At 67.9% G+C, this 25,075-nt stretch carries 24 protein-coding genes; 9 read left to right on the forward strand and 15 right to left on the reverse strand.

Translation table 11 applies throughout. The annotated features are described in order from the left end of the window. Positions 1-78: 78 nt before the first annotated feature. On the reverse strand, positions 79-1,050 hold the full coding sequence (locus tag RHOSA_RS23090) for a glycosyltransferase family 9 protein (RefSeq protein WP_051432241.1): 972 nt from the start codon (positions 1,048-1,050) through the stop codon (positions 79-81). Between the two features lie 151 nt (positions 1,051-1,201). Between RHOSA_RS23090 and RHOSA_RS0116655 the strand changes: the two genes are divergently transcribed. From RHOSA_RS0116655 to RHOSA_RS0116680, 6 genes are all read left to right on the forward strand, one after another. Further along, entirely contained in the window at positions 1,202-2,287 is a 1,086-nt protein-coding gene (locus RHOSA_RS0116655; protein WP_027289577.1) for a glycosyltransferase, read from the forward strand. A gap of 52 nt (positions 2,288-2,339) precedes the next feature. Further along, on the forward strand, positions 2,340-3,692 hold the full coding sequence (locus RHOSA_RS0116660; RefSeq protein ID WP_027289578.1) for a dihydroorotase: 1,353 nt from the start codon (positions 2,340-2,342) through the stop codon (positions 3,690-3,692). Further along, positions 3,693-4,709, forward strand: a complete 1,017-nt coding sequence (locus RHOSA_RS0116665; protein WP_027289579.1) for a patatin-like phospholipase family protein — start codon at positions 3,693-3,695, stop codon at positions 4,707-4,709. Positions 4,710-4,793: 84 nt separating this feature from the next. Further along, positions 4,794-5,963 (forward strand): acetyl-CoA acetyltransferase, encoded by a 1,170-nt coding sequence (locus tag RHOSA_RS0116670; protein WP_027289580.1) that lies wholly within the window; start codon positions 4,794-4,796, stop codon positions 5,961-5,963. Positions 5,964-6,134: 171 nt separating this feature from the next. Further along, complete coding sequence (locus RHOSA_RS0116675) at positions 6,135-7,124, forward strand: MDR family oxidoreductase (protein WP_027289581.1); 990 nt, start codon at positions 6,135-6,137, stop codon at positions 7,122-7,124. Positions 7,125-7,324: 200 nt separating this feature from the next. Continuing rightward, entirely contained in the window at positions 7,325-7,600 is a 276-nt protein-coding gene (locus tag RHOSA_RS0116680) for a hypothetical protein (protein ID WP_027289582.1), read from the forward strand. 284 nt (positions 7,601-7,884) lie between these two features. On the opposite strand, the gene RHOSA_RS0116685 is transcribed toward RHOSA_RS0116680, so the two are convergent. The 11 genes from RHOSA_RS0116685 to rfaD all read right to left on the reverse strand — a co-directional run bounded on the left by RHOSA_RS0116685 (position 7,885) and on the right by rfaD (position 18,743). Continuing rightward, positions 7,885-8,574, reverse strand: a complete 690-nt coding sequence (locus tag RHOSA_RS0116685; protein WP_027289583.1) for a dienelactone hydrolase family protein — start codon at positions 8,572-8,574, stop codon at positions 7,885-7,887. Between the two features lie 85 nt (positions 8,575-8,659). Further along, entirely contained in the window at positions 8,660-9,757 is a 1,098-nt protein-coding gene (gene ychF, locus RHOSA_RS0116690; RefSeq protein ID WP_027289584.1) for a redox-regulated ATPase YchF, read from the reverse strand. 66 nt (positions 9,758-9,823) lie between these two features. Continuing rightward, a complete protein-coding gene (gene pth / locus RHOSA_RS23095) occupies positions 9,824-10,453 on the reverse strand; it encodes an aminoacyl-tRNA hydrolase (protein WP_169816646.1) in 630 nt (209 codons plus the stop codon). A 96-nt stretch (positions 10,454-10,549) separates the two neighbouring features. Then, the gene (locus RHOSA_RS0116700) at positions 10,550-11,251 is read right to left on the reverse strand and encodes a 50S ribosomal protein L25/general stress protein Ctc (protein WP_027289585.1); all 702 of its coding nucleotides are present in this window, start codon (positions 11,249-11,251) and stop codon (positions 10,550-10,552) included. A gap of 191 nt (positions 11,252-11,442) precedes the next feature. Beyond that, the gene (locus tag RHOSA_RS0116705) at positions 11,443-12,387 is read right to left on the reverse strand and encodes a ribose-phosphate pyrophosphokinase (RefSeq protein WP_027289586.1); all 945 of its coding nucleotides are present in this window, start codon (positions 12,385-12,387) and stop codon (positions 11,443-11,445) included. A 249-nt stretch (positions 12,388-12,636) separates the two neighbouring features. Continuing rightward, positions 12,637-13,476 (reverse strand): hypothetical protein, encoded by an 840-nt coding sequence (locus tag RHOSA_RS0116710; RefSeq protein WP_027289587.1) that lies wholly within the window; start codon positions 13,474-13,476, stop codon positions 12,637-12,639. A 158-nt stretch (positions 13,477-13,634) separates the two neighbouring features. After that, positions 13,635-14,786 (reverse strand): M24 family metallopeptidase, encoded by a 1,152-nt coding sequence (locus RHOSA_RS0116715; RefSeq protein ID WP_027289588.1) that lies wholly within the window; start codon positions 14,784-14,786, stop codon positions 13,635-13,637. A 10-nt stretch (positions 14,787-14,796) separates the two neighbouring features. Then, positions 14,797-15,603, reverse strand: coding sequence for a peptidoglycan editing factor PgeF (pgeF, locus tag RHOSA_RS0116720; RefSeq protein ID WP_437123676.1), 807 nt, complete (start codon positions 15,601-15,603; stop codon positions 14,797-14,799). A 122-nt stretch (positions 15,604-15,725) separates the two neighbouring features. Next, the gene (locus tag RHOSA_RS0116725) at positions 15,726-16,835 is read right to left on the reverse strand and encodes a class I SAM-dependent methyltransferase (protein WP_037256527.1); all 1,110 of its coding nucleotides are present in this window, start codon (positions 16,833-16,835) and stop codon (positions 15,726-15,728) included. 55 nt (positions 16,836-16,890) lie between these two features. Next, complete coding sequence (lgt, locus tag RHOSA_RS0116730) at positions 16,891-17,721, reverse strand: prolipoprotein diacylglyceryl transferase (RefSeq protein ID WP_027289591.1); 831 nt, start codon at positions 17,719-17,721, stop codon at positions 16,891-16,893. 38 nt (positions 17,722-17,759) lie between these two features. Beyond that, positions 17,760-18,743: an ADP-glyceromanno-heptose 6-epimerase gene (rfaD, locus tag RHOSA_RS0116735; RefSeq protein WP_027289592.1), complete on the reverse strand. Its 984-nt coding sequence runs from the start codon at positions 18,741-18,743 to the stop codon at positions 17,760-17,762. A gap of 191 nt (positions 18,744-18,934) precedes the next feature. Here rfaD and RHOSA_RS0116740 point away from each other — a divergent pair, with 191 nt between their 5' ends. Further along, positions 18,935-19,300: an accessory factor UbiK family protein gene (locus RHOSA_RS0116740; protein WP_027289593.1), complete on the forward strand. Its 366-nt coding sequence runs from the start codon at positions 18,935-18,937 to the stop codon at positions 19,298-19,300. Between the two features lie 91 nt (positions 19,301-19,391). Here RHOSA_RS0116740 and RHOSA_RS0116745 read toward each other — a convergent pair whose 3' ends face one another. The 3 genes from RHOSA_RS0116745 to RHOSA_RS0116755 form a co-directional block, all read right to left on the reverse strand. Beyond that, positions 19,392-21,074, reverse strand: a complete 1,683-nt coding sequence (locus RHOSA_RS0116745) for an NAD+ synthase (RefSeq protein ID WP_027289594.1) — start codon at positions 21,072-21,074, stop codon at positions 19,392-19,394. Between the two features lie 129 nt (positions 21,075-21,203). Continuing rightward, positions 21,204-21,734, reverse strand: coding sequence for a hypothetical protein (locus tag RHOSA_RS0116750; RefSeq protein ID WP_156092786.1), 531 nt, complete (start codon positions 21,732-21,734; stop codon positions 21,204-21,206). A 102-nt stretch (positions 21,735-21,836) separates the two neighbouring features. Continuing rightward, the gene (locus RHOSA_RS0116755) at positions 21,837-22,670 is read right to left on the reverse strand and encodes an HTD2 family dehydratase (RefSeq protein ID WP_027289596.1); all 834 of its coding nucleotides are present in this window, start codon (positions 22,668-22,670) and stop codon (positions 21,837-21,839) included. 115 nt (positions 22,671-22,785) lie between these two features. Between RHOSA_RS0116755 and RHOSA_RS23100 the strand changes: the two genes are divergently transcribed. Next, entirely contained in the window at positions 22,786-23,481 is a 696-nt protein-coding gene (locus tag RHOSA_RS23100; protein ID WP_037256530.1) for a class I SAM-dependent methyltransferase, read from the forward strand. A 296-nt stretch (positions 23,482-23,777) separates the two neighbouring features. Next, positions 23,778-25,028 (forward strand): glycine cleavage T C-terminal barrel domain-containing protein, encoded by a 1,251-nt coding sequence (locus tag RHOSA_RS23105; RefSeq protein WP_037256531.1) that lies wholly within the window; start codon positions 23,778-23,780, stop codon positions 25,026-25,028. The last annotated feature ends 47 nt before the right edge of the window (positions 25,029-25,075 follow it).

Genomic DNA, 25,075 nt, shown 5'->3' on the forward strand with positions numbered 1-25,075 from the left:
TTCGCAAAAATGACAACCAGCCGGCCCGAAGCGGCGCGGCCGCCGAACAGGAAACGTCCAACCCGGCAACGCTGTCCGCTAAGAAAAGGTCTGTCCAGGCTTGTGTTCCCCGGTGGTGGCCTGCGGCAGGGCGGCGATCACCTCCTCCACCGGCAGGTCCTGGAGGGAGGGCTTACGCCGGATCGCCACCCACGGCCCGCGCGGGGAAATCCGTTCGGGATCGCTTTCGTGACTGAACAGCACGACGCACGCGCCCCCGGCTGCCGCGATGACATGCATCGGCCCGGTGTCGTTGCCGACCGTGACCTCCGCCCGCCGACCGAGCGCGGCCAGATCGGCGAAGCTGGTCCGCCCATGCAGATCGCGCGCGGCCGGACAGGCCTCGCGGATCTGCGCGATCTCCCGCGCCTCCGCCTGGGTCCCGATCAGCACTGGCGTGATCCCCTGCCCCGCCAGATAGCGACCGAGTTCGGCGAAGTTGATGGCTGGCCAGCGCTTGGCCGGCCGATGCGGCGCGCCGCCGGGCACCAGCAACGCGATGCGCGCCGGCAAATCGAAGGGTTGGAGATCGCTGTCCAGAAAGCTCAAATCCGGGGCACCGACCTCGATCCCAACCGCGCGCAGTTGCGAGGCCTCCCGCTCGGCGATGTGGCGCCGATCGGTATGACCGGTGGTGCGATGGCTGGCGCCGGGGGCCGGGCCGACCCATTCCGGTGGCCGTCGCCCCAACAGGGTGAGCCGCAGCAACGTGAAGTACAGGCGGGTACGCTGGCTGCGCTGCAGGTCGTACACCCGGTCGAAAAGCCCCTGCCGCACGCGCCCGATCAGGCCGAACAAGGCGCCAGGACGCTTTAGACTCGCCCGTGGATCGGTCCAGACCGCGTCGAACAGACCGCTGGCCTCGCCCAAGGACACATAGGGCTTGGTCGTCAGCAGCACGATGTGCGCATCGGGATGGGCGCGCCGGATCGCCTGAAAACTCGCGGTCGCCAGAACGAAATCGCCCAGCGCGGAGTGCTTGATCACCAGGATGCGGTCGGGCGAGGCCATAGACGGGAGCGGGGTCTGCATAATGGGCGCGCAGGAATGAGCGTACGCGCCCGTCCTACACAAGATGGGCTCGATCCGCTATGCAAGTGGGCAGGCCGGCTGCGCCCGGCTTTCGCCCTCGCCCGCCCTTTCCCGATGGTCACGCTGCCGCATGCGCCTGCTCCAAACCCTTTCCGGCGCGCCCCAAGGCGGCGCCGAAACCTTCTTCGTCTCACTCGCCAGCGCGTTTGAGCGCGCACGTTTGGCCGGGACCATCGACCTCACCCAACGCGCGGTGATCCGGCACAACCCCGAACGCACCGCCGCCCTGCGGACGGCCGGCGTCGACACGCGCGAACTCGGCTTCGGCGGGCGGCTAGACCTCGCGACGCGGCGCGGGCTGAAGCGGGAAGTGGCGGACTTCCGGCCCAACGTCGTGCTAGCCTACATGAATCGGGCCGCCTCCTGGATGCCGGACGGCGACTTCCTGAAGTGCGCGCGCCTGGGCGGCTACTACGACATCAAGTACTACCGGCGCTGCGATCATCTGCTGTGTATCACCGCGCATATCCGCCAACACATGATCCAGCAGGGCTGGCCGGCTGACCGGGCCCACGTGCTCGAAAACTTCGCAACCGTCGACGACCTGCCAGCCGCCGAGCGCAGCACGCACGACACCCCGGCGGACGCACCGCTCCTGCTGGTGCCGAGCCGCCTGCACGTGAACAAGGGCCTGGACGTCATGCTGCGCGCGCTCAAGCGCGAGCCGCGCGCCTACCTCTGGCTCGCCGGCTCCGGACCGGAGCAGGAGCGCCTGCAGGATCTGGCGCGGGACCTGGGTGTCGAAGACCGGGTGCGCTTCCTGGGATGGCGATCCGACCGCGGTGCGCTGTTCCGGGCGGCAGACATCGTCGTCTTCCCCTCCCGTCACGAGCCGTTCGGCACGGTCAGTCTGGAAGCCTGGGCCTATCGCCGCCCCCTGGTGGCCGCCGACGCCTCCGGCCCGGCCGGACTGGTGCGCAACGGCGAGGATGCGCTGCTGGTGCCGCGAGAGGACGACCTCGCCCTGGCCGAGGCGATCACGCGGGTGATCGACACGCCGGGCTTCGCCGGCCAACTGGTCGAACAGGGCCATGCCCGCTATCTGCACGACTACACCGAAGCCGCCTGCGTGCGCCGCTACATGGAAATGCTAGGCCGCCTGTCCGGCACCGATCCGCAGGGCCAACACGCGGCCCACCAATCCGCGATCGGCTGACACCGCCCCCGACGACGCCCGCCGCGCCAAGCTGTTTGAAGGAGACGCCAAGATGCCCGAGACCTACGACCTTCTGATCAAGGGCGGCCGCGCGGTGCTCCCCGGCGGCACGATGACCTGCGACATCGCGGTCAAGGACGGCCGGATCGCCGAACTGGGCGAGATCAGCGACCACGCCGCCGGCGAGGTGATCGACGCCACCGGCCTGACCGTCCTGCCGGGCGTGATCGACAGCCAGGTCCATTTCCGCGAGCCCGGAATGGAGCACAAGGAGGACCTGAAGACCGGCACGGCCGCCGCGGCGCTGGGCGGCGTCACCTCGATCTTCGAGATGCCCAACACCAAGCCGCCGACCATCGACGCGGCCGCGCTCAACGACAAGTTCGACCGCGCCCGCGGGCGCGCCCGGGTCGACCATGCCTTCTTCGTCGGCGCGACCGCGGACAACGTCGAGCAGCTGACCGAGCTGGAGCGCCTGCCGGGCGTGCCGGGGATCAAGATCTTCATGGGCGCGTCGACCGGCAGCCTGCTGGTCGACGAGGAGGAGGTGCTGGACCAGATCACCAAGCGCCTGACCCGCCGCTTTTCCGTCCATGCCGAGGACGAGGCGCGCCTGCGCGAACGCCGGCACCTGGTCGCCGACGGCGCGGAGCCGGAGATGCACCCGAAATGGCGCGACGCCCAGGCGGCCGTCCAGGCGACCCAGCAGATCTGTCGTCTGGCCCGGGCGAACGGCGCGCGGGTGCACGTCCTGCACATCTCCACCGCCGAGGAGATGGCCGTGCTCGCCGATTACAAGGACGTCGCCACGGTCGAGACGACGCCGCAGCACCTGACCCTTGCCGCGCCGGACTGCTACCGTACGCATGGCAGCCACGTGCAGATGAACCCGCCGATCCGCGATGCCCGGCACCGTGCGGGCGTCTGGGCCGGCGTCAGTCAGCGGATCGTCGACGTGCTCGGCTCCGACCACGCCCCGCACACGGCGGAGGAGAAGGACAAGCCCTACCCGACCTCACCGTCCGGCATCCCGGGGGTGCAGACGCTGCTGCCGCTGATGCTGGACCACGTCGACCAGGGGCGGCTCAGCCTGGAGCATCTGGTCGAACTGACCTCCGCCGGGCCGGCGCGGGTGTTCAACGTCATGCGCAAGGGACGGATCGCGGTCGGCTATGATGCCGACCTGGCGCTCGTCGACCTGCACGCCCGGCGCGAGATCACCCGCGACTGGCTGGCCAGCAAGGCCGGCTGGTCGCCGTTCGAGGGCACCGCCTGCACCGGTTGGCCGGTGATGACGCTGGTGCGCGGCCAAACGGTCGCGCGTGAAGGCGAGTTGATCGGCGAGCCGCAGGGCAAGCCGGTCGGCTTCCTGGAAACCCTACGCGAGAGCAAGGCAGGCCGCTGAATGGCCGAACGCAAACGCATCACACTCGGCTTGCAGGGCGGCGGCAGTCACGGCGCCTTCACCTGGGGCGTGCTGGAAACGCTGCTGGCCGACGAGCGTCTGGAGATCGAGGGCATTTCGGGCACCAGCGCGGGGGCGATGAACGCCACCGTGATGGCCGAGGGGCTGATGCAGAACGGCCGGCAGGGCGCGCTCGACTCGCTTGAGCGCTTCTGGACCAAGGTGGCGCGGGTCGGGCGGTTCGCGCCGATGATCCGAACCCCGCTCGACATCGTCGCCGACCGCTGGAACATGGAAGTCCAGCCGGGCTATCTGCTGTTCGACGTGTTCAGCCGCTTCCTGTCGCCCTACCAGTTCAACCCGCTGAACTTTAACCCGCTGCAGGAGATCCTGGACAAGGAGGTCGACTTCGAGCTGGTGCGCAGCTGCGACCAAGTGAAGCTGTTCATCTCCGCCACCAACGTCGCCACCGGCAAAATCCGGGTGTTTCGGAACGCCGAGTTGACGCCCAAGGCGGTGATGGCGTCGGCCTGCCTGCCGCACCTGTTCCAGGCGGTCGAGATCGACGGCCAGCCTTACTGGGACGGTGGGTACATGGGCAACCCGGCGATCTTTCCGCTGATCTACAACTGCGAAAGCCGGGACATCGTAATCGTCCAGATCAACCCGATCGAGCGCGACGAGGAACCGACGACCACGCCCGAGATCGTCGACCGGCTGAACGAGATCACCTTCAACTCCACCCTGATGCGCGAAATGCGGGCGATTCAATTCGTCTCCAGGCTCCTGGCGAGCCACAACGTCGACCCGAGCCAGTACAAGCAGCTGCTGATGCACCGCGTCGACATCGCCGAGGAGATGCGCGACTTCGGCGCCGCCTCCAAAATGAACGCCGACTGGAGCTTCCTGTCCCACCTGCGCGAGCTCGGTCAGGAACGCGGCAAGGCGTGGCTGGCGGCCCACTACGACGACCTCAACGAACGCACCTCGATCGACCTGGAAAGCGACTACCTATGAGCGTGGTAGGATGACCCGCTGAATGCGGCGACCGGATCGGCGGATCGCGCCGCGTCATCCCATTGCACCTGGAGCCGGAACAGCATGACCGCCTCGATCATCGGCTGGAGCCATACACCGTTCGGCAAGCACACGGACGCGGACGCCGAGAGCCTAATCGGCCAGGTGGCGGTACAGGCCTGCCACGACGCTGGCGTCGACCCGGCCGACGTCGACGAGATCGTGCTCGGCACCTTCGGGGAGGGTTTCCAGCCGCAGGGCTTCCCGGCCTCCCTGGTGCTGCAGGCAGACCCGGCGTTCCGCTTCAAGCCGGCAACCCACCTGGAGAACGCCTGCGCAACCGGCAGCGCGGCGCTGCACGCCGGGCTGAAATCGATCGGCGCCGGGCGCGCGCGCTTCGTGCTGGTGGTGGGCGTCGAGCACATGACCGGCCTGGCGAACGCCGAGATCGCCAAGTGCCTGCTGAAAGCGGCCTACCTGAAGGAGGAAGGCGAGATCGAGGGCGGCTTCGTCGGCGTGTTCGCGCGGATCGCCCAGCAGTACTTCCAGCAGCACGGCGACCAGTCCGATGCGCTGGCCGCGATCGCCGCCAAGAACCATAAAAACGGCGCGGTCAACCCGCTGGCGCAGTTGCAAAAGGATCTCGGCTACGACTTCTGCCGCCGGGAAAGCGAGAAAAATCCGACGGTGGTGTCCCCGCTCAAGCGCACCGACTGCTCGCTGGTGTCCGACGGCGCCGCGGCGTTGGTGCTGGCCGCCCCCGATGCAGCGCGGGACCACCCACGCGCCGTGCAAGTCCGCGCGGCCGTGCAGGTCAACGACTTCCTGCCGATGAGCAAGCGCGACATCACCCGCTTCGAAGGCTGCCAGGAGGCCTGGGGGCGCGCGCTCGACGCAACCGGTCTGAGCTTGGACGACCTGGACCTTGTCGAGACCCATGACTGCTTCACCATCGCCGAACTGATCGAGTACGAGGCGATGGGTCTGTGCCAGCCCGGCCAGGGCGCCCGAGCGGCGCTGGAAGGCTGGACGGCCAAGGACGGCCGCCTGCCGGTAAACCCCTCGGGCGGGCTCAAGTCCAAAGGCCACCCGATCGGAGCAACGGGCGTTTCCATGCACGTCATGGCGGCGATGCAGCTCACTGGGGAAGCGGGCGCAATGCAACTGCCCAAGGCCGGCCGCGCCGGCGTGTTCAACATGGGCGGAGCGGCTGTCGCCAATTACGTCTCGATCCTCGAGGCGCCCGGTATTTAACCCCAAGTTCGTTAATAACCGGCCGGAATTCCGTTTCCCACTCTGCCGTCATCCGGACAGGCATGCTACATGAGCGGTGGACAGTCGATCAGACCACCCCGCGCCTGCGCCCAAACAGGGCCTCACGCGGGGACCCGCTAGACACGACACACCTTTGGGGAGGACGCGGCCATGGCCAAGGCGCTGATCATCGAGGAAGAAGGCGCGGACCCGCAGGTCCAGGAGATCGACGCCCAGCGGATCAAGGACGCCAACACCGAAGGCGACGTCACCGTCCGGGTGACGCACACCACGCTGAACTACAAGGACGGCATGGTGCTGAACTCGATCGGCAAACTGGCGCGCGACTTCCCGCACGTGCCCGGGATCGACTTCGCCGGCACGGTCGAGGAGAGCAACCACCCCGCTTGGAACGTCGGCGACGACGTGATCCTGACCGGCTGGCGGGTCGGCGAGGCCTATTGGGGCGGCTACGCCGAGCTGGCGCGGGTCAAGGGGGACTGGCTGGTGCCGATGCCCGACGGCCTGACGGCGGAGCGCGCGATGGCGGTCGGCACCGCGGGCTTCACCGCGATGCTGGCGATCCTGGAGTTGGAGGACCACGGCCTGTCGCCGACCACAGATGGCGAGGTGCTGGTGACCGGCGCGGCCGGCGGCGTCGGCTCGATCGCGACGGCCTGCCTCGCCCGGCGCGGCTACTCGGTCGCCGCCGTAACCGGGCGCAGCGAGACCCACGACTACCTGAAAAGCCTTGGCGCCAGCCGGATCGTCGACCGGTCGGAGCTGAACGAAGCCAGCAAGCGCCCACTGGAGAAAGAAACCTGGGCCGCCTGCGTCGATGCGGTCGGTGGCACCATGCTGGGCCGCCTGCTCGGCCAAATGCGCTACGGTAGCTCGGTCGCCGCGGTCGGCTTGGCCGGCGGCAACCAGCTCAACACCACCGTGCTGCCGTTCCTGCTGCGCGGGGTGAACCTGCTCGGCATCGACAGCGTGATGTGCCCGTACAAGCGCCGCGAGGCCGCTTGGCGCGAACTCGCCCGCGATTTGCCGATGGACAAGCTGGACGGGATGACCAGCAAGGCCTCCCTGGAAGACCTGCCGCAGCTCGGCAAGGACATCCTCAAGGGCAAGGTCCAAGGTCGCGTCGTCGTCACACTGTAACGCCTTACAGCCGCCTCGCCGGCGTGCCTCACTGGGGTCGGGAGAACCGCGTTCATGCGGATTCCACTTACTGGCACGAAGCCAAGGCAGCGGGCACAAGGCGTTAACCCTGTGTTCGTGGCCACCCTGCTAGTTTGATGCCGGTCCGGCCGTTGCCGATTCGGTCACGGCCGGCGGCGTCTCACGCAGGAGCTACGAATATGACGCGTATCCACCCGCGCTGGCGGGCGCTCAAGATCGTGGGCGGGTTGGCGCTCGCCGGGCCGCTGCTGGCGGGCTGCCTGTACGATCCCTGGCAGCCGGGCTCAAAGCCGCCGCTGCTGGGCGACGAAGTCGAGCCCCCAAAAGTGGCCGAGCGCTACTGCTACAAATCGCTGGCGGAGGTGGAATGCTATAGTCACCGCCTGCCGAACCAGCAGCGTCGGCGCATGGATCAGGCCTATGATGAGCAGGGTTTCCCCACGCCGACCCGCTAGCCACCGCACCGCGCTCAGCCTCCTGCCGGTGCTCGCCGGCGCGCTGACCGCCCAGGTTCCGCCCCCTCCGACACAGCCGCGTGCGCCCCGGTCACGGCCGATCTGATTCGCGCGGCAGAAGCGGGGTCCGGGCACGGGCGAGACCCGCCAGCAGGTCGCCGGCACCTCAGCCAGGCCGAACGCAAAGCCGCCGCCGACCTCGTTGCCCACCTCGTCCCGGACGTCCCGCAGCCGCCGTCGGCACGGGAATAGCGCGGCTGCGGGAACGCCGGATGGTGCGGCGGCTACATATTGTCCATGAAGAACGCGACCGTGCGGGAACGCGCCAACGTGGCGCTGTCCTCGTCGTAGTCTTCGGTGTGGTCGTTATTGAAGCCGTGGCCGGCGGGATAGATGTGGTCGACCACGTTGGGATGCTCGGCGCGGATCGCCTCGATCTGGTCGAAATCGACGATCGGGTCCTCCTCGCCAAAATGCAGCAGCATCGGGCACTGCGGCTCTTCGTCGTTGAGCTCGAAGATCTGGCCGGAATAGTACGACACGGCCGCGTTGACCGGCAGGCGGCAGGCGGCGAGCCAGGCGACCGCGCCGCCCCAGGCGAATCCGACCGCGCCCACCTTGGCATCCGCGCCCAGTTCCGCGCGCAGGTGATCGACCGCTGCCTGGACATCCATCGCGATGTCGTCCCAATCGATCTGGCCGCGGATCGCGCGGCCCCGATCGAGGCCATCCGGTCCATAGTCCAGTTCGACCCCACGTTCCACCCGGTCAAACAGGCTGGGCGCGAGCGCCAGGTAGCCGTCACGGGCGTAGCTGTCGACCACCTCGCGGATGTGATCGTTCACGCCGAAGACTTCCTGGCAGATGATCACGCCGGCCTTGGGCGTCTCGGCCGGCCGGGCCAGATAGGCGTCGAACGTGTGTCCGTCGGACGCCGTGAGGCGGATCTGTTCGCCCGCGGTCTGCTGGGCCATGAGTGCTGTCGTGTCCCCCTTAACGCTGGATAGGACAAGCGCCGGCGCACCGCGCGGATGTCCGGCGATGTCGGGGATCAGTCTGTCACACGTTGAAGCGGAAGTGGAAGACGTCACCGTCCTTGACCGTATAATCACGGCCTTCGACGCGCATCTTGCCGGCCTCTTTCGCCGCGGATTCGCCGCCGCTATCGACGAAATCCTGCCAGAAAATCGTCTCCGCCCGGATGAACCCGCGCTCCATGTCGGAGTGGATGACGCCGGCGGCTTCCGGCGCGTTGGCGCCGTTACGCACCGTCCAAGCGCGCGCTTCCTTCGGCCCGGTGGTGAAGAAGGTAATCAGGTTGAGCAGCCGGAAGCCTTCCTTGATCACCCGCGACAGGCCGCTTTCGCTCAGGCCCAGATCGTCCAGGAAGCTCTGCTTCTCCTCCGGATCGGACAGCTGGGCGACCTCCGCCTCGATCTCCGCGGAGATCACGACGTGGCCGGCGCCTTCCTGCTGGGCGCGCTCTTCCACCTTCTGGGACAGGCTGTTGCCGGTGGCGACCGAGCCCTCGTCGACGTTGGAGACGTAGAGCACCGGCTTGGAGGTCAAGAGGTGCAAGCCCTTCAACGTCTTGCGCTGCTCGGCCGTGAGCTCGACGTTGCGCGCGGGGATGCCCGCGCGCAGCCCCTCGACCACCGGGCCCAGTACGTCGCGCTTGGCGATCGAGTCCTTGTCGCCTTGCTTAGCCTTCTTGGCGGCCTGCTCGTACTGCTTTTCGCAGCTCTCCAGATCGGCCAGCAGCAGCTCGGTCTCCACCGTGTCGGCATCGCGCAAAGGATCGACCGAACCGTCGACGTGCGCGGTTTCGCCCTCGAAGCAGCGCAACAGATGCAGGACCGCATCGACCTCGCGGATGTTGGCCAGGAACTGGTTGCCCAGCCCCTCGCCCTTGCTGGCGCCGCGCACCAGCCCGGCGATATCGACGAATTCCAACTGGGTCGGGATCACCTTCTGCGACTTGGCAACTTCCGCCAGCCGGTCGAGCCGCGCATCCGGCACGGGCACGCGACCGACGTTGGGCTCGATCGTGCAGAAGGGATAGTTGGCCGATTCCGCGAGCGCAGCCTCGGTCAGCGCGTTGAACAGGGTCGACTTGCCGACGTTCGGCAGGCCGACGATACCGCAGTTAAAGCCCATGGGATCAGGGTGTCCATGCTTGTCGTGAGCCCGCAGCGCGGGCCGGCGCGCCAGCTATCGGCCGCCTCAGCTCTGGGCGGCGCCGCTGCCGGCGCCCGTGGTGTCTTTCGGGCCCTTGGTGTCCTTCGGTGGCGGGGCCTTCTGCGCCACCCGGCTCATGAAGCCTTCCGGATCGCCCTGGATCAGGCGCGGAATCTCGTCGCCGACCGCGCGGCAAACGTCGTCTACAGTCCCCGTTTCCGCCTTGGCGAACTCGCTGAGGACATAGTTGGTCACCTGACGCTTGTCGCCCGGGTGGCCGATGCCGAGCCGCACCCGCCAGAAGTCCGCACCGCAGTGCTGGACCATCGACTTGATGCCGTTGTGGCCGGCGTGACCGCCGCCTAGGCGCGCCTTCACCTTGCCGGGCGCAAGGTCGAGATCGTCATACAGCACGATCACCTGCTCCGGCGGCAGCTTGAAGTAGCGCATCGCTTCCCCGACCGCCTGGCCGGAGTTGTTCATGTAGGTCTGCGGCTTGAGCGCCAACACCTTCTCGGTGCCGATCATCCCCTCGGCCGCCGCTGACTGGAAGCGCGCGCGCCACGCGCTCAGCCCATGCGACCGGGCGATCTCGTCGAGCGCCATGAAGCCGATGTTGTGGCGCGTTTTCTCGTACTTCGACCCGGGATTGCCGAGCCCGACCAGCAACAGCACAGGCGGACCTCCGGACGCGTTCGCCCCGGACCCGGACGCTTCTCCGGATCCGGGGCGACGCTGGAAGAGACGGCGCAGGGCGTCGAGAATGGGAGGCTACTCCTCCTTGTTCTCGCCGTCGCCCTCGTCGCCACCGGACTCCTCGCCGCCAGCCTCTTCGCCACCGGCTTCCTCGGCAGCTTCCTCCTCGGCGGCTTCCTGCTCCTCGGCGGCCTCCGCCCGGACAGCGCTCGGCGCGGCGATTGTCGCAATGGTGAAGTCGCGGTCATCGATCGTCGGGCGCGCGCCCTCCGGCAGGGTGACAGCGGAGATATGCACCGAATCGTTGATCTCGTAACCGGTCAGATCGACCTCGAGATAGTCCGGCAGGTTATCCGCGCGGGCCACCATCTCGACCTCGTGGCGAACGACGTTGAGCACGCCGCCGCGGTCGATGCCCGGGCACTCTTCCTCGTTGATGAAGTGCACCGGCACCAGCACGGTGACCTCGGTCTTCGCCGAGACGCGCAGCATGTCGAGGTGAACCGGACGGTCGGTGACCGGATCGAACTGCAGGTCGCGGCAGATCGCCAGTTGCTTGCCGCGCTTGCCCTTCAGCTGAATCTCGAACAGCCGGGTGAAGAAGCCGGGGCTGTTCAGCTCACGGTCCAGGGTGCCCGGTTCGATGGTGAACAGGGTCGGCTCTTTGCCGGCGCCGTAGATGACGCCGGGCACGCGGCCTTCGCGCCGATCGCGGCGGGCTGCCCCCTTGCCGGCCCGCTCGCGCGGCTGCGCAGTCAGGGTGTGGGTCTCGGTCATCGCTTGCTCGAAGCTCCTGAGTGCTTTGGGTGTCTTGAAAAACGCAAAAAGCCGGCGCGCGAATACCTCGCGCCGGAGCGTCCCCGCGCGCGCAGCCTCCAGGGGTGCTGCGTTCGCGCGAGCGCGCGGGTTTTAGCCCGCGAGCGGGCGGGATGTCCAGAGGGTGTGGCGCGTAGGAGCGCCCATCGCCGCTAGCCCGGCGGCAGATCGAACAGGCTGGAGACGGAGCGCTCGTCGGAGATGCGGGCCATCGCCTCGCCCAACAGCGGGGAGATCGATAGCTGGCGGATGTTCTGCGCCACGCGCACCGCCTCCGTCGCGGGAATCGAGTCGGTGATCACCAGTTCTTCCAGCGGCGAGGAGGAGACGCGCGCAACCGCGCCGCCGGACAGCACGCCGTGGGTGACGTAGGCGCTGACCGCCTTGGCGCCGCTATCCTTCAGCGCCTGGGCGGCGTTGCACAGCGTGCCCGCGCTGTCGACGATGTCGTCGACCAGGATACAGCGCTTGTCCTTCACGTCGCCGATGATGTGCATCACCTCCGAGACGCCGGCGCGCTCGCGGCGCTTGTCGATGATCGCCAGATCGGCGTCCAGGCGCTTGGCGATCGCCCGGGCGCGCACCACGCCGCCGACGTCCGGGGAGACGATGGTCAGCGGGTCACCGTCGAACTTCTCCTCGATGTCCTGGGTGAACACCGGGGCAGCGAACAGGTTGTCGGTCGGGATGTCGAAGAAGCCCTGGATCTGCCCGGCGTGCAGATCGAGGGTAAGCACCCGGTCGGCCCCGGCGGAGGTGATCAGGTTGGCGACCAGCTTGGCGGAGATCGGGGTGCGCGGACCGGACTTCCGATCCTGGCGGGCGTAGCCGTAGTAGGGGATCACGGCCGTGACCCGGCGGGCGGAGGCGCGCTTGAGGGCGTCGAGCGCGACCAGCAGTTCCATCAGGTTGTCGTTCGCCGGGTAGCAGGTCGACTGGATCAGGAACACGTCTTCGCCGCGCATGTTCTCGTTGATCTCGACGAAGACCTCCATATCGGAGAAGCGCCGCACGCTGGCCTTGGTCAGCGGCAGATTCAAGAAAGCCGAGATGGCTTCGGCAAGCGGCCGATTGCTGTTCCCGGTGAGAATTTTCATCTGACAAGGGTCCCGAGATCGGCGCGCGCGGACAGGCGAACGCGCGCGGGCAGGTGCGGACGAGCGATCCTTTCCACCCGGCGGCTGGCGCCGTTGGCCCGCGGCGCTGGGTGCCAGCGGAGCCTGAGGCGAAAAGCGCGTGGGGGTGGAAAGCGCGCGGAATGTATCAACGGCCTCCCGCCCTGTAAACGCCGCCCTCGCGGTGCAAAACGGGGCTGTGGGCGGCGCATAGAGCCGATCACGGGAGGCTTAGCGTCCCGCCTCGCGCAGGACCTGTAGAACGCCCGGCACGGCCGCACCGGCAATCGTCTGGGCAAGGCGCTGCGGCGCGGCCAACTGGGCCCGCGGTACGGCGTTTGCCTGGCGCAGGTCGCCCAGGCGCGCGTCGGCGCCCTGACGGCGGACGACCCAGGTAACCTGCAGGCGTTGACCGCCGGCGCCGGCCATCTGGTCGGTGACCAGCTTGCCGGTCAGTACGACGTCGTCCGTCCCCGGCCGGTCGGTCAGCGGCAGGCCGCGCTGGCGCAGCTGAGCCGCCATCGCCCCGGTGAGCGCGCGCGCCAGCTCGGCAGGGCGGCCCGTAACCTCGGTGATCGCGATCTGCGTGCCTTCGGGAAAGCCGGGGAGAGTCGCGCTCTCCGGCGCCGGGCCCTGCAGGGCGGCGGCGATCTCCGGCGCCGCGCGGCTGGCGACCTGCTGCAAGGTCTCCGAAGCACCCGCCCGCCAGTCGTCAGCGGGCAGGCTGACCGAGCGGGTCACGGTCGTGACCGGATCGCCATTGGCGTCATACAGCTCCCAGACGAACCGACGGGCCACCTGCCCGTTGCCGCGCCCCGTAACCTCCGCCGCGCCCAGCAGCCAGTGCGTCCGCCGGTTGCCGACGCCCACGTCGGCGGGAACGTTCTCCCGCCGCAGCGCCTCGGCCATCGCCCGGGCCATCGCCGCGCCGTGCGGCAGGTCGCCGGTCACCGACCCCACCGCCACCCCGGTCCGATCCGGCAGCAGCAGCAATGCATTGTCGCCCTTGGTCTCCGGCTTGAACGGACGCGGCAACTCGCCACAGCCGGTGAGCGCGATAGCCAACAGCACGGCCGCGGCCAGGCGTATAGCCGGGATCAGGCGACGATGGCGCAGGTCGCCAGCAGCCCCAGCAGGCAGACGAGGAGGAAGATGATCAGGTGCGGCATTGCGAACCATCCGAGCGGACTGCGGCGGCTGTTGCGGGAACGAAGCGTCGGGCGGCGCGCCTAGCCGGCCACCGTCAATTCGAGCGGCAGCCGGGACAGCGGCTCCGCCCCGCGCGTGCCGATCAAGCTGGTACGCCCGGGACACATCGCCAAGCCCGAATCGCTATCGACCACGATGATGTGGACGAAGATCACCATGCCGGGCGCGAGCTCGACCGGGTTGCCATGGTAAAGCATCGGCCAGTCCATCCAGTTCGGCGCGAACACCGCGCCCAACGAATAGCCACAGGCGTTGAGCCGGTGCGGCTGCAGCCCGGCGGCATCCAGCACGCGGGCATGCGCGTCGAAGCCCGCGCCGAAGGTGTTGCCGGGGACGAGCGTCTCCTCCACCGCCAGCAGCGCTTCATGCGCAGCCTTGGCCATGTCGCGCTGACGCTGGCTCGCCTGCCCGACCGCGACCGTGCGCATGCACGCCGCGTGATAGCGCTTGTAGACGCCGGCCCATTCCAGGGTCAGCTGGTCGGTCGCATCCAGATGGCGTCGGCCGGTCTGATAGCGGCAGAGCAACGCGTGATCGCCCGATCCCACGATGAACTCGTTGCCGGCGTAGTCGCCGCCGCCCCGGAAAACCGCGCCCTGCATCGCCGCCAGCACGTCGCCCTCGAACGCGCCCGGACGGATCTCTTCCAAGCCCGCGTCGAACGCCGCATCGCCCAGTTCGGCGGCCTTGCGCACGTAGGCGATCTCCGCCTGCGACTTGACCGCGCGCAACCGGCTGACCGTCTCGTTCGCCTCGACCAGTGTGCAGAAGCCGTCCATCGCGGCCTCCAGGCGCTTGCCGTTGCGCGCGGTCAGGCCATAGGTCTCCGTTTCCACGCCCAGGCGCGCGCCTTTGAGGCCAAATTCCGCCAGCACGTCGCGCAACTGGTCGGCCGGGCTCGCATCCTCCAGATCGGTCCAGACGCGGACGTCTTCGATGTCACTGGTCAGGTGCGCCTGGCGCAGGTCTGGCGCGCGGGTCAGCAGCATGGTGCGCCCGTCGGCGCCGAAGTAGAGGCACTGGAAGAAGACGTACCCGAACGTATCGAAGCCGGTCAGCCAGTATTGCGTCTCCGGCTTGAAGGCGAGCAGCCCGTCCAGTCCGGACTCGCTCAGCGCCTGCTGCGCATGCCGCTTGCGCGCATCGAACTCGGCGGTGTCGAAATGCAGCACGGGCGCCGCCTTAACCGGTCAACGCGATGGCGGAAAGCAGGCGGCCATAGTCGCCCTCCCCGCGGTGGGTTGCGCGGCGGAAGGAGAAGAAGCGGTCCGCGTCGGGAACCGTATCCGTGCCGATCCATTCCGCCTGGCCGACACCCGCGCGCGCCAGCCGGGCACGGACATAGCCGGGAAGGTCGAACAGGAAGTGCCCTTCGCGCGCGGCCGGCCGGAAGAAATCGTCGGCCGGCATCGGCCCGGCGTTGACGCGTCCAGGGAACTCAGGCCCGACCTCGTAGGAATCCGGACCGATCGTCGGCCCGATGCCCGCCACGATCCGCCCCCGCTCGGCGCCGAGCGCTTCCATCGCCTGCACCGTACTGTCGAGCACGCCGTCGACCGCCCCGCGCCAGCCGGAATGCGCGGCGCCGATCACCTGGGCCTCGGGGTCGACGAACAACACCGGCGCGCAATCGGCCGTCAGCACGCCCAGCACGATGTTCGGCCGGGTCGAAACCATGGCATCCGCCCGCGCCCCCTCGCCCTCCGGCCAGGGCCGGTCGACGGTGACGCAGTCCGCCGTATGCGCCTGGTACAGCGTGACCAGATCGCCCGCATCCAGCCCCAGCGCCGCCTTGGCTCGCCGGCGGTTCTGGCGCACGTACGCCCGGTCGTCGCCCGAGCCGATGCCGCAGTTCAGGCCAGTGTAGATGCCTTCACTCACCCCGCCCTGCCGGGTGAAGAAGCCATGCACGACGCCATCCGCCTCCAGGGCGGGCAGCGTCAGCGGCATGGGCGTCTGGGTATCGCGCTTGGCGAGGCCGAGGACCATACCCTCTTTCTACTCCCGCAAACGCAGCGTGTTAAGCGGCCGAGGTATGACGATTTGTCGTCAGGCGGCGGTCTCGCGCCGCTTACGCGAAGAACGGGACCCTGGGGCAACAGGCCACAGGCCTACTCCGGGAACCCCGCCGGGGTGCCGTAGCCCGGCGGGACGAAAGCCATCGCCTGGAACAGGGTGCCCATCTGATCCTCGGCGATCAGGCGGTGGTGGCCGGTCTCGATCTGGTCGCGCTGCTCGGGCGTCGCCTGGCGCTTCAGGATCACCGCCCGCTCATCCAGGCCCAAGCCCTTCAGAAAGTCGCGCTGCGGCACGGGGCCGTGCACCTCCGCCCCGACTTCGCGCGCGGCCTGGGCGATCAGCGGGAAGTCGACGTGGGCGGTCAGGTCGGCGGTCCCGGGGGCACTCAGAACGTCGGCGCGCGCGTGTCGGCGGACCGCCTGCAGCGTCGCCTCGCACCGCGTCTCGGTGCGGCCGTAGTCGACCAGGACCACCGCACCGCCGTGGGTCGCCACGCGACGGCCCAACTCGTGCGCGATCGACAGCGCGCTCGCGGCCAGTTCGAAAACCGCGCCGGGTTCGGCGGAGTCGCGCAGCGCTTCCGGCACATAGGCGGCGGCGTTCTGACTGGGGGTACCGAGCGCAAACACCAAGCGGTCGCTGTCCGGATCGTAGGCGACCATGCGCTCGCTCCACCCGCGCTCCGTCTTTTCGAACTGGCGCACCGGCAGCGCGTCGAAGAACTCGTTGGCGATCGTGAGCGCCGGCCCCTCCGGCAGATCGCCCGCCTGATCGTGGAAACCTGCGATCCGTGCGCCCAGCATCTCCGCCTGCTTGTGCCGCAGGGCACGGCTGACTTCCACCAGATGCACGCGGAGCGCCTTGTCGAAGCCGGGCAGCATCTTGGCCGCGCGCAGGACATCCGCCATCAACGTGCCCCGCCCAGGGCCCAGTTCGGCCAGCGTCACGGGATCGGGTTCGCCAATCCGCTGCCAGGCCTCCGCGCACCAGAGGCCCAGCAACTCGCCGAACATCTGGCTGATCTCGGGCGCGGTGACGAAGTCACCGTGCCAGCCGAACGGGTCGCGGTCGCCAGCTTCCCCGCCGCTGTAGTAGCCGCCGTCGGGCGCCGTCAGCACGTCCGCCATGTAGCTCGCGACCGAGATCGGCCCGGTTGCCTGCAAACGGCGGATCAGACGCTGTTCGAGCGCGGTGCGTTGCATGCGTTTCGTTCCCCCGGCGCGCACGGATCCCCTCGCCACTTGCGAAGAGAGAACCTTACCCGGCCGTCGCGGTCTCACGGTTGTGGCGCGACCAGACGACGATGGCGATGCCGGCAACGATCATCGGGATCGACAGGATCTGCCCCATGGTCGTGCCGAAGGCGAGGAACCCCAGGAAGGGGTCGGGCGCGCGGAAGAACTCGGCGATAAACCGCGCCAGGCCGTAGCCGATCAGGAAGGTGCCCGACAGCAACCCCACCTGCTGCACCGCCCCGCGCCGCTGCATCACGAACAGCACGGCGAACAGGATCAGCCCCTCCATGATCGCCTCGTACAGCTGGCTGGGATGCCGGGGAACCGGCCCGCCCCCCGGGAAGACCATCGCCCACGGGACGTCCGGCGCGGTACGGCCCCACAACTCGCCGTTGATGAAGTTGGCGATCCGGCCGAGGAACAGGCCGATCGGCGTCGCACAGGCCACCAAATCCGCAAGCGCGAAGAAGCGGAAGCCGCGCTTCCAGGCGAACAGGACCATCGCCACGATCACGCCGGTAAGCCCGCCGTGGAAGGCCATGCCGCCTTCCCACACCACCGGGATCTGACCCGGGTTCGCCAGGAAATAACCCGGCTGATAGAAGACCACGTAGCCAAAGCGCCCGCCCAGCACGACACCCAGCGTGGCCCAAAGCAGGAAATCGTCGATCGCTTCCGGGGTCAGGCGCTGCTTGTCCGGCGACTTGGGCGTCAGGCGCTTGACGTACTGCCAGCCCGCGACCAACCCGGCGATGTAGGCCAGCGCGTACCAGCGGATCGCGATCGGACCAAGCTGCACCGCCGTTGGATCGATCTCAGGGTACGGCAGGGTAAGAAGCGGGCTCAGGTCCATGAGGTCCTTCGCAGCAGGCGGGCTGTGGGGCCAGAGGCTCAGCGGTAGGGGTCGCGCTTGGTCAGATAGCCACGCACATAAGAGGTGATGCCGTCCTCCAGCTCGGTGAACGGCGTGTCATAGCCGGCCTGGCGCAGCTTTGCCACATTGGCCTGGGTGAAATACTGATAGGTCGGCTGCAAACGCTCGGGCGTCGGAACGAATTCGATGTGCTCTTTCTTGCCCAGCGCCGCGAACACCGCGCGTGCCAGATCATGGAAGGTCCGCGCGTGCCCCGTTCCAAGGTTGAACAGCCCGTTGACCTTCGGCGTGCTAAGCAGCCAGCGGATCACCGAGACGCAATCGTCGACATAGATGAAGTCGCGCAGTTGCCCGCCGTCCGGATAGTCCGGATGGTGCGACTTGAACAGCTTGGCCGTCGCGCCGGCCTGAATCTGCTGGACCAGGTGCAAGGGCACGCTGGCCTGTGGCCCCTTATGGTACTCGTTCGGTCCATAGACGTTGAAGAACTTGAGCCCGGCCCACTGCGGCGGCCGCGCGGTGCCCTCGGCAACCTCGCGCGCCACCCAGCGGTCGAACAGGTGCTTCGACCAGCCGTAGCCGTTGAGCGGCCGGAACCGGTCGAGCTCGTTGCGGTCCAACGTATCTGTGAACCCGTGGCTGCCGTCGCCGTAGGTGGCCGCGGAAGAGGCGTAAATCAGCGGCACCTCGTGCTCGGTACACCAACGCCAAAGATCGCGCGACAGGCGGAAGTTGTTCTCCACCAGCCGGTCGCCATCGGTCTCCGTGGTCGAAGAGATGGCGCCCATGTGGATGACCGCTTGCACCCCGTCCGCCCGGGCATTCAGCACCTCGAACGCGCGTTCCGGTGTGACCAGGTCGTCCAGTTGATGGTGCGCCAGATTGCGCCACTTGTCCTGATCGCCCAACCGGTCGCAGACGACCACACGTTCGTCGCGCGCGCTCAAGGCCGCGACCAGGTTGGAGCCGATGAAGCCGGCACCGCCGGTGACGAAATACATTAGGTGACCTCGCCGCGTCCGTGGGTCTTGTGCACGTATCCTGCCCGGCCCTTATAGGGCGCACGCCGCCCCCCGGGCAAGCCAAGCGGCTCCCGCGCGGGCGTGTCGCCTTGATGGGCGCGTCGGTGCCCCCCATACTTCAAGTCAGATTCAGGCTTAAGCCCAATTCCAAAAGGGAGTGATCCCAGCCGATGCAGACCCAAAACCGCCTGCTCGACGATCTCGCGCGCGTCGCCTCCAGCGCACTCGGCGTTGCCACCGGTGTGCGCAGCGAAGCCGAGGCGCGTCTGCGCGAGCAGTTCGAGAAAATCATCTCGCAGATGGACCTGGTCACCCGCGAGGAACACGAGGTCGTCCAGGAGATGGCCCAGAAAGCGCGCGAGGAGCAGGAGGCCATGGCCGAGCGGGTGGAGCAGCTCGAAGCGCGCCTGGCCAAACTGGAGAAGGGCAAGAGCGCGAGCGCCGGCACCGCGAGCAAGTCCGCTAGCGGTGGTTCGAAAAGCACATCGTCAAAGAAAAGCAGTGGCTCGTCGTCCGGCAGCAGCACGGGCAACTGAACTGCGGCAGCGACCGCTAGCGTCCTTCGACCAAGCAACGCGACACCCGGTCGAAGGACGCTAGCGTTCAGAGCAACCGCGACAGGCGTCCCTACCCGCGGAACTTGTTGACGATCGGATAGCGGCGATCCCGCGACAGGTTGCGGGCGGTGATCTTGACCCCGGGCGGCGCCTGGCGGCGCTTGTATTCCGCGCCTTCCAACAGCTTCCAGACCTTGCTCACCGTCTCTGTGTCATGGCCGCGCTCGGCGATCTCCTTCGCCGACATGTCGGACTCGATGAGACAGGCCAGGATATCGTCCAGCTGGTCGTAGCTGGGCAGACTATCCGCGTCCTTCTGGTCCGGCGCCAACTCGGCCGAGGGCGCCTTGGTGATCACCCGCTCCGGGATCACCCGCCCCTCCGGCCCGAAGCCGCCGTGCGGGAGGTGCTGGTTGCGCCAGTGGGCGAGCGCGTAAACCTGGGTCTTGTAGACGTCCTTGATCGCGTTGTAGCCGCCACACATGTCGCCGTAGAGGGTGGAATAGCCGACACTCATCTCCGACTTGTTGCCGGTCGAGAGCACCATCGGCCCGAACTTGTTGGAGATCGCCATCAGCGCCACGCCGCGTGCGCGCGCCTGAACGTTCTCCTCCGCGATACCGGTCGGCAGATCGTCGAACAGCGGCTTCAACATCTGATCGAACGCCTGCATCGCCGGGCCGATGTCGACCGTCTCCAGCGCGCAGCCGAGCAGCCGGGCAACCTCCGCCGCGTCCTCCAGCGAGTGCTGGCTGGTATAGGGAGAGGGCAAGAGCACACAGCGCACCCGCTCCGGACCCAGCGCATCGGCGGCGATCACGGCGGAGATCGCGCTGTCGATGCCGCCCGACAGACCGAGCACGACGCCCGGAAAGCCGTTCTTGTCGACATAGTCGCGCAGGCCCAGCACGAGCGCGCGGTAGATCGCCGCGTGCCCGTCGGGCAGATCGGTCCGCACGCCATCCGCGACCGACAGATCGCCCAGCCGATCGCGGGTCCACCAGGTCACCGCCATCGCCGGGTCGAACGCCGGCAGTTGCACCCGCAGGTTCCGCCCGGCGTCGAGCACGAAGGACGCACCGTCGAACACCAGCTCGTCCTGGCCGCCGACCTGGTTCAGATAGACGAGCGGAATCTCGCATTCCTCGATCCGCTGCAGGGCGAGTTGCAGGCGCTGGTCCTGCTTACCGATCTCGAACGGGGAGCCGTTGATCGCGATCAGCGCCTCCGCCCCGTTCTCCTGCAAGCACTCGGCGACGTCCTCCGACCAGATGTCCTCGCAGATCGGCAGGCCGAGGCGCACGCCACGCACCTCCACCGGGCCCGGCAACTCGCCCGGAGTGAACAAGCGTTTTTCGTCGAACACGCCATAGTTCGGCAGGTCCCACTTCGCGCGCACCGCACGGACCTCACCGCCATCCAGCACCAACGCGGCATTGTAGAGATGGCCGTCGCGTTTGCGGGTCTCCGGATTTTCCCGCCAGGGGGCGCCCAGGATGACGGCCGGGCCGCCGTCGGCCGTGTCTGCGGCCAGCGCCTGCACAGCCTCTTCCGCCTTGTCCAGGAAGGCCGGCTTCTTCACCAGGTCTTCGGGCGGATAGCCGGTGATCACCAGTTCGGTGGCGACCAGGATATCCGCGCCGGCCTCTGCCGCCTGCTGGCGGGCGTCGCGCAGCAGGATCAGATTGCCGTCGATATCGCCCACGCAGGGGTTCAGCTGCGCGAGCGCAATGCCCAGGCGGTCGTCGCTCATGATGCCCCTTGGATACGCCGTATGGGTGCGTGGAATGTACCCGCGTGCCGAAGCGATCTACCGCACCCTTCCGCGCCCCTACCTATGCGCTGCGCGCCGCCCGGGCAAGCACGCCGGCGCACCTAGAGGCTAACGCTCCGCCAAGGCGGCGTTGGGAACGGCCAGATCGTGCAGGCACAAAGGCGCGGCCGCGGGACCGACGATCCGGGTCTCGTGGGCCTGCATCGCGTTGTCGACGACAGAGAAGTGGAAATCGATCTCCAGGCGACAGTGCGCCCCGGCGTAGCTCCAGGTGGTCACCAGCGGCCCGCGGCGCACCTCGCTCGGCTTGCCGAACAGGCTGAGGGCCCGCTCCAGCGCCATGCCGTCGAGCGCGTCCGGCTGCACGCGTGGGAAGGTCGGGCGCCGTGGCGGCAGCGGTGCCGGCGCTTGGTTCGCGAAAACGCCCGGCCGCTGCGAGGTCACGGGAAAGTCGGCCGGCACATCCGGCTTGGGACCGGGCGGCATCGGGTACAGTCCAGCCGTTGTTTGGGCCGCGGGCTCACTGCTGCGGGCGGTCTCAAGCGTAGGGGCGTCCGATCCACCGGGCGTGATGCACGCTCCAAGTAGCAAAAGGCCGGACAGGGCCATGACGCAGCGGATGGTTCGGACGGCGGTCATCGCTGGGATCTCCCTCGCTAAGAGATCAGCGTGACTCGCGGTTGGTTAAACCGTTCTTAACGCGTGCGCTGCGCATCCGGGCGAGCGCACACCTCATTGGTGTTAGAACGACGTCTGCCCCTGCATGCACAACTGGCCATCAGGCCCGGTAACCCAAAGGTCGCTGGCCCCGTCCGAACGGGACCGGCCGCACAGCTGCGCCGTCTGCTCCGCAAACAGCGGACTGACCGCGCGGTAGCTGAAATGCGCCGGCGCCCCCTGCCCGCCTTCGTCCATCAGTCCGTCGAGCAGCAGGGTCGCAAGCAGCGGTCCATGCACCACCAAGTCGGGATAGCCCTCCACCTCGGTGGCGTAACGCCGGTCGTAGTGGATGCGGTGGCCGTTGTAGGTCAGCGCGGAATAGCGAAACAGTTGGACCGGCCCGGGCTGAATCTCCCGCCGCCAGGCCGCCTCACGTGGGGCGGGCGGCGGCTCGTGCGCGGCGGCGCCGGCCTCCCGGAACACCAGATCCTGCTCTTCCGAGATCGCCGGCCCCTCACGGTCCTCGATGACGTGGTGCAGGGTGACAAACACCAGCCGGCCACTACGACCTTGCTTCTCCTGCACCGCCTGGATCGTCGAGGTCCTAACCGCCTCCACCCCCAGATCGAGCGGCCGGTCGAAGCGGATGCGCCCACCCGCCCACATCCGCCGGGCCAGGCCGGTGGGCGGCAGAAACTCGCCGTGCGCCTGATGGCCGTCCGGGCCCAGATCGCCCATCGCCGCCATCTCCCAGAAGTACAGCCAGTGCCAGCACGGCGGCAGCGGATCGCCGGGATGCAGTCGCGGCCGGCGGCCCAGGGCCGCCTCCATCGCCCGCGCCCGGTTCAGGTCCAGAAGGTCACAGCTTCGGTGTTGCCGTCCGACCCAGGCTTGGGGAGTGGTCGTTTCGCTCATGTCGACTGTCCGCCTTCCTTGCCGAACGGTATCTGGACGCCCCAGATTAACCGGCAGCGGCGGATCGCGGAAGGCAACCCGCTATGGCCAGACAGACACTGAAGGGGAGCAGCCGATGAGGACCCGCGAAACACGCCGACACACTGAGATGCTAAGCGAGCTGCTGGGCGACCTGAAGGGCCACCTGCTGGTCGACGTCGGGTGCGGGCACGGTGCGCTCGCCCGACGCCTGGCGTCGATGGGCGCCGAAGTGGTTGGCCTGGATCCGCAGGAAACGGCCGTGACCGCCGCCATGGCCGCGGATCTGCACAGCGGTGCGCACTGGATCACCGCAGGCGGCGCGGCGCTGCCTCTAGCCACCGGCACATTGGACGACGTGCTGTACTTCAATGCCCTGCACCACGTGCCGGTGGACGAGCTGGAGACCGCGCTGGGCGAGGCGCACCGCGCGCTCAAACCCGAGGGCCGACTGCTGGCGGTGGAACCGATCGCCGAGGGCCCGCTGTTCGACTTGACCCGCATGGTGGAGGACGAGACGGCCGTGCGCGCGGCCGCAGACGACGCGCTGACCAAGGCCCACGGGGGAACCGACTGGCAGTTGGTCGCCCGCCTGGAATACCTTGCGCCCGTGAAATACGAGAGCTTCCAGGCGTTCCGCAACGGCCTGATCCGGGTCGATCCCGCGCGCGAGCCTACGGTTTCAGCGCAGGAGGACTGGCTTCGCGAACGCTTCACCGCATCGGCGCGGCAAGCCGATGGGGCCTACTGGCTGGACCAGCCGACGCGGGCCACCCTGCTGCAACGTCTGTAGGACGAAAACGGCCCTCCCCCGGGTCAACCGTCCCGAGCTTTCATCACCCATGTATCGACACATGACGACATCTGTTGGAGCGACTGCGACACCGCCCATAACTTGGCGAACGCCAAGTCACGCAAACATCACATGGGTGGACAGCAGTCACGTCGCAAATCGTCGATCGGCCAACGCTCGAAAGCCATCGAAGCCTGCAGCGGCGGCGTTACCGGTAGGGACATGAACACGATACCCGGTCGCAGGCGGCGGCCGGATGTCGCGAGCCCTCCAGTCGCTTATGAAGGAGCGCCGCCATGCCCCAGACGAAGGACCGCAACGTCCCCGTCAACCTGCGCCAGAGCGGTGACGCGGACGTGCGCATGCTGATCGGCACCCGCGTGCGCAAATCGCCGTTCTGGCACAAGTCGGTCGAACACGGCGTGCGGGCGGTCACGGTCTATAACCACATGTACCATCCGCGTCTCTACTTCTCCGAGGAGCAGAACGCGCTGATGGGCGAATACTATTACCTGACCAACCATGTCACGCTGTGGAACGTCGCCGTCGAACGGCAGATCATGGTGAAGGGTCCGGACGCGCAGGACTTCGTGAACCGCGTCGTGACCCGCGACATGAAGAAGAAGATGCCGGTCGACAAGGCGCGCTACGTCATCCTGTGCGACGAGGAAGGCGGCATCATCAACGACCCGGTGCTGTTGCGCGTGGCGGAGGATGAATACTGGTTCTCGATCTCCGATTCCGACCTGTTGCTGTGGTTCAAGGGGTTGAACCAGGGCTGGAACATGGATGTCGAGCTGAAGGAGATCGACGTCTCGCCGGTCCAGGTGCAGGGACCGAAGGCGCAGGCGATGATGCGCGACATCTTCGGCGACGAGCTCGACGGCATGAAGTACTACGAGCTCAAGCAGACGCAGATGTACGGCATGGACGTGGTGATCTCGCGCACCGGATTCTCCGGCGAAGTCGGCTACGAGATCTATCTGCGCAACGCCACCGCCGACGCCGACCGCTTCTGGGACGCGCTGGTGCGCGCCGGCGAGCCGCACGACCTGCGGGTGATCGCGCCCGGCCACATCCGGCGGATCGAGGCCGGCATCATGTCCTTCGGCCAGGATATGGATATCGAGACCAACCCCTTTGAGGCGCCGCTGGAATGGCAGTTCGATCCCGAGAAGGAGGATTGGTATGTCGGCAAGGAAGCCCTGCACCGGATCTATCAGGATGGCGTCGAGCGCAAGCTGGTCGGCCTGGTGATGGGCGGCCCACGCATCACCTGGTACAACTCCGACTTCTGGACGGTGCGTGATGGGTCCGACGCGGCCGACATCGGCTACGTCACCAGCGCGTTCTATTCGCCCAAGATGGAATGCAACATCGCCCTCGCGATGGTGCCGAAGGCCTACAAGGAAGCCGGCACGAAGCTGTACGTCGACCTGCCCGCCGAAGCAGGAGACGTCGAGGCCACGGTCCACCGGGTACCGTTCTACGACCCGGACAAGCAGTTGCCCCGTGGCTCCTACCCGCAGATGCAGGCCGCGGAGTAACGCCGCCCTGCCGCATCACGCCGTCCGGTCCTTACCGGGCCGGACGG

The sequence above is a fragment of the Rhodovibrio salinarum DSM 9154 genome (genome assembly GCF_000515255.1).
GTDB classification, from domain to species: domain Bacteria; phylum Pseudomonadota; class Alphaproteobacteria; order Kiloniellales; family Rhodovibrionaceae; genus Rhodovibrio; species Rhodovibrio salinarum.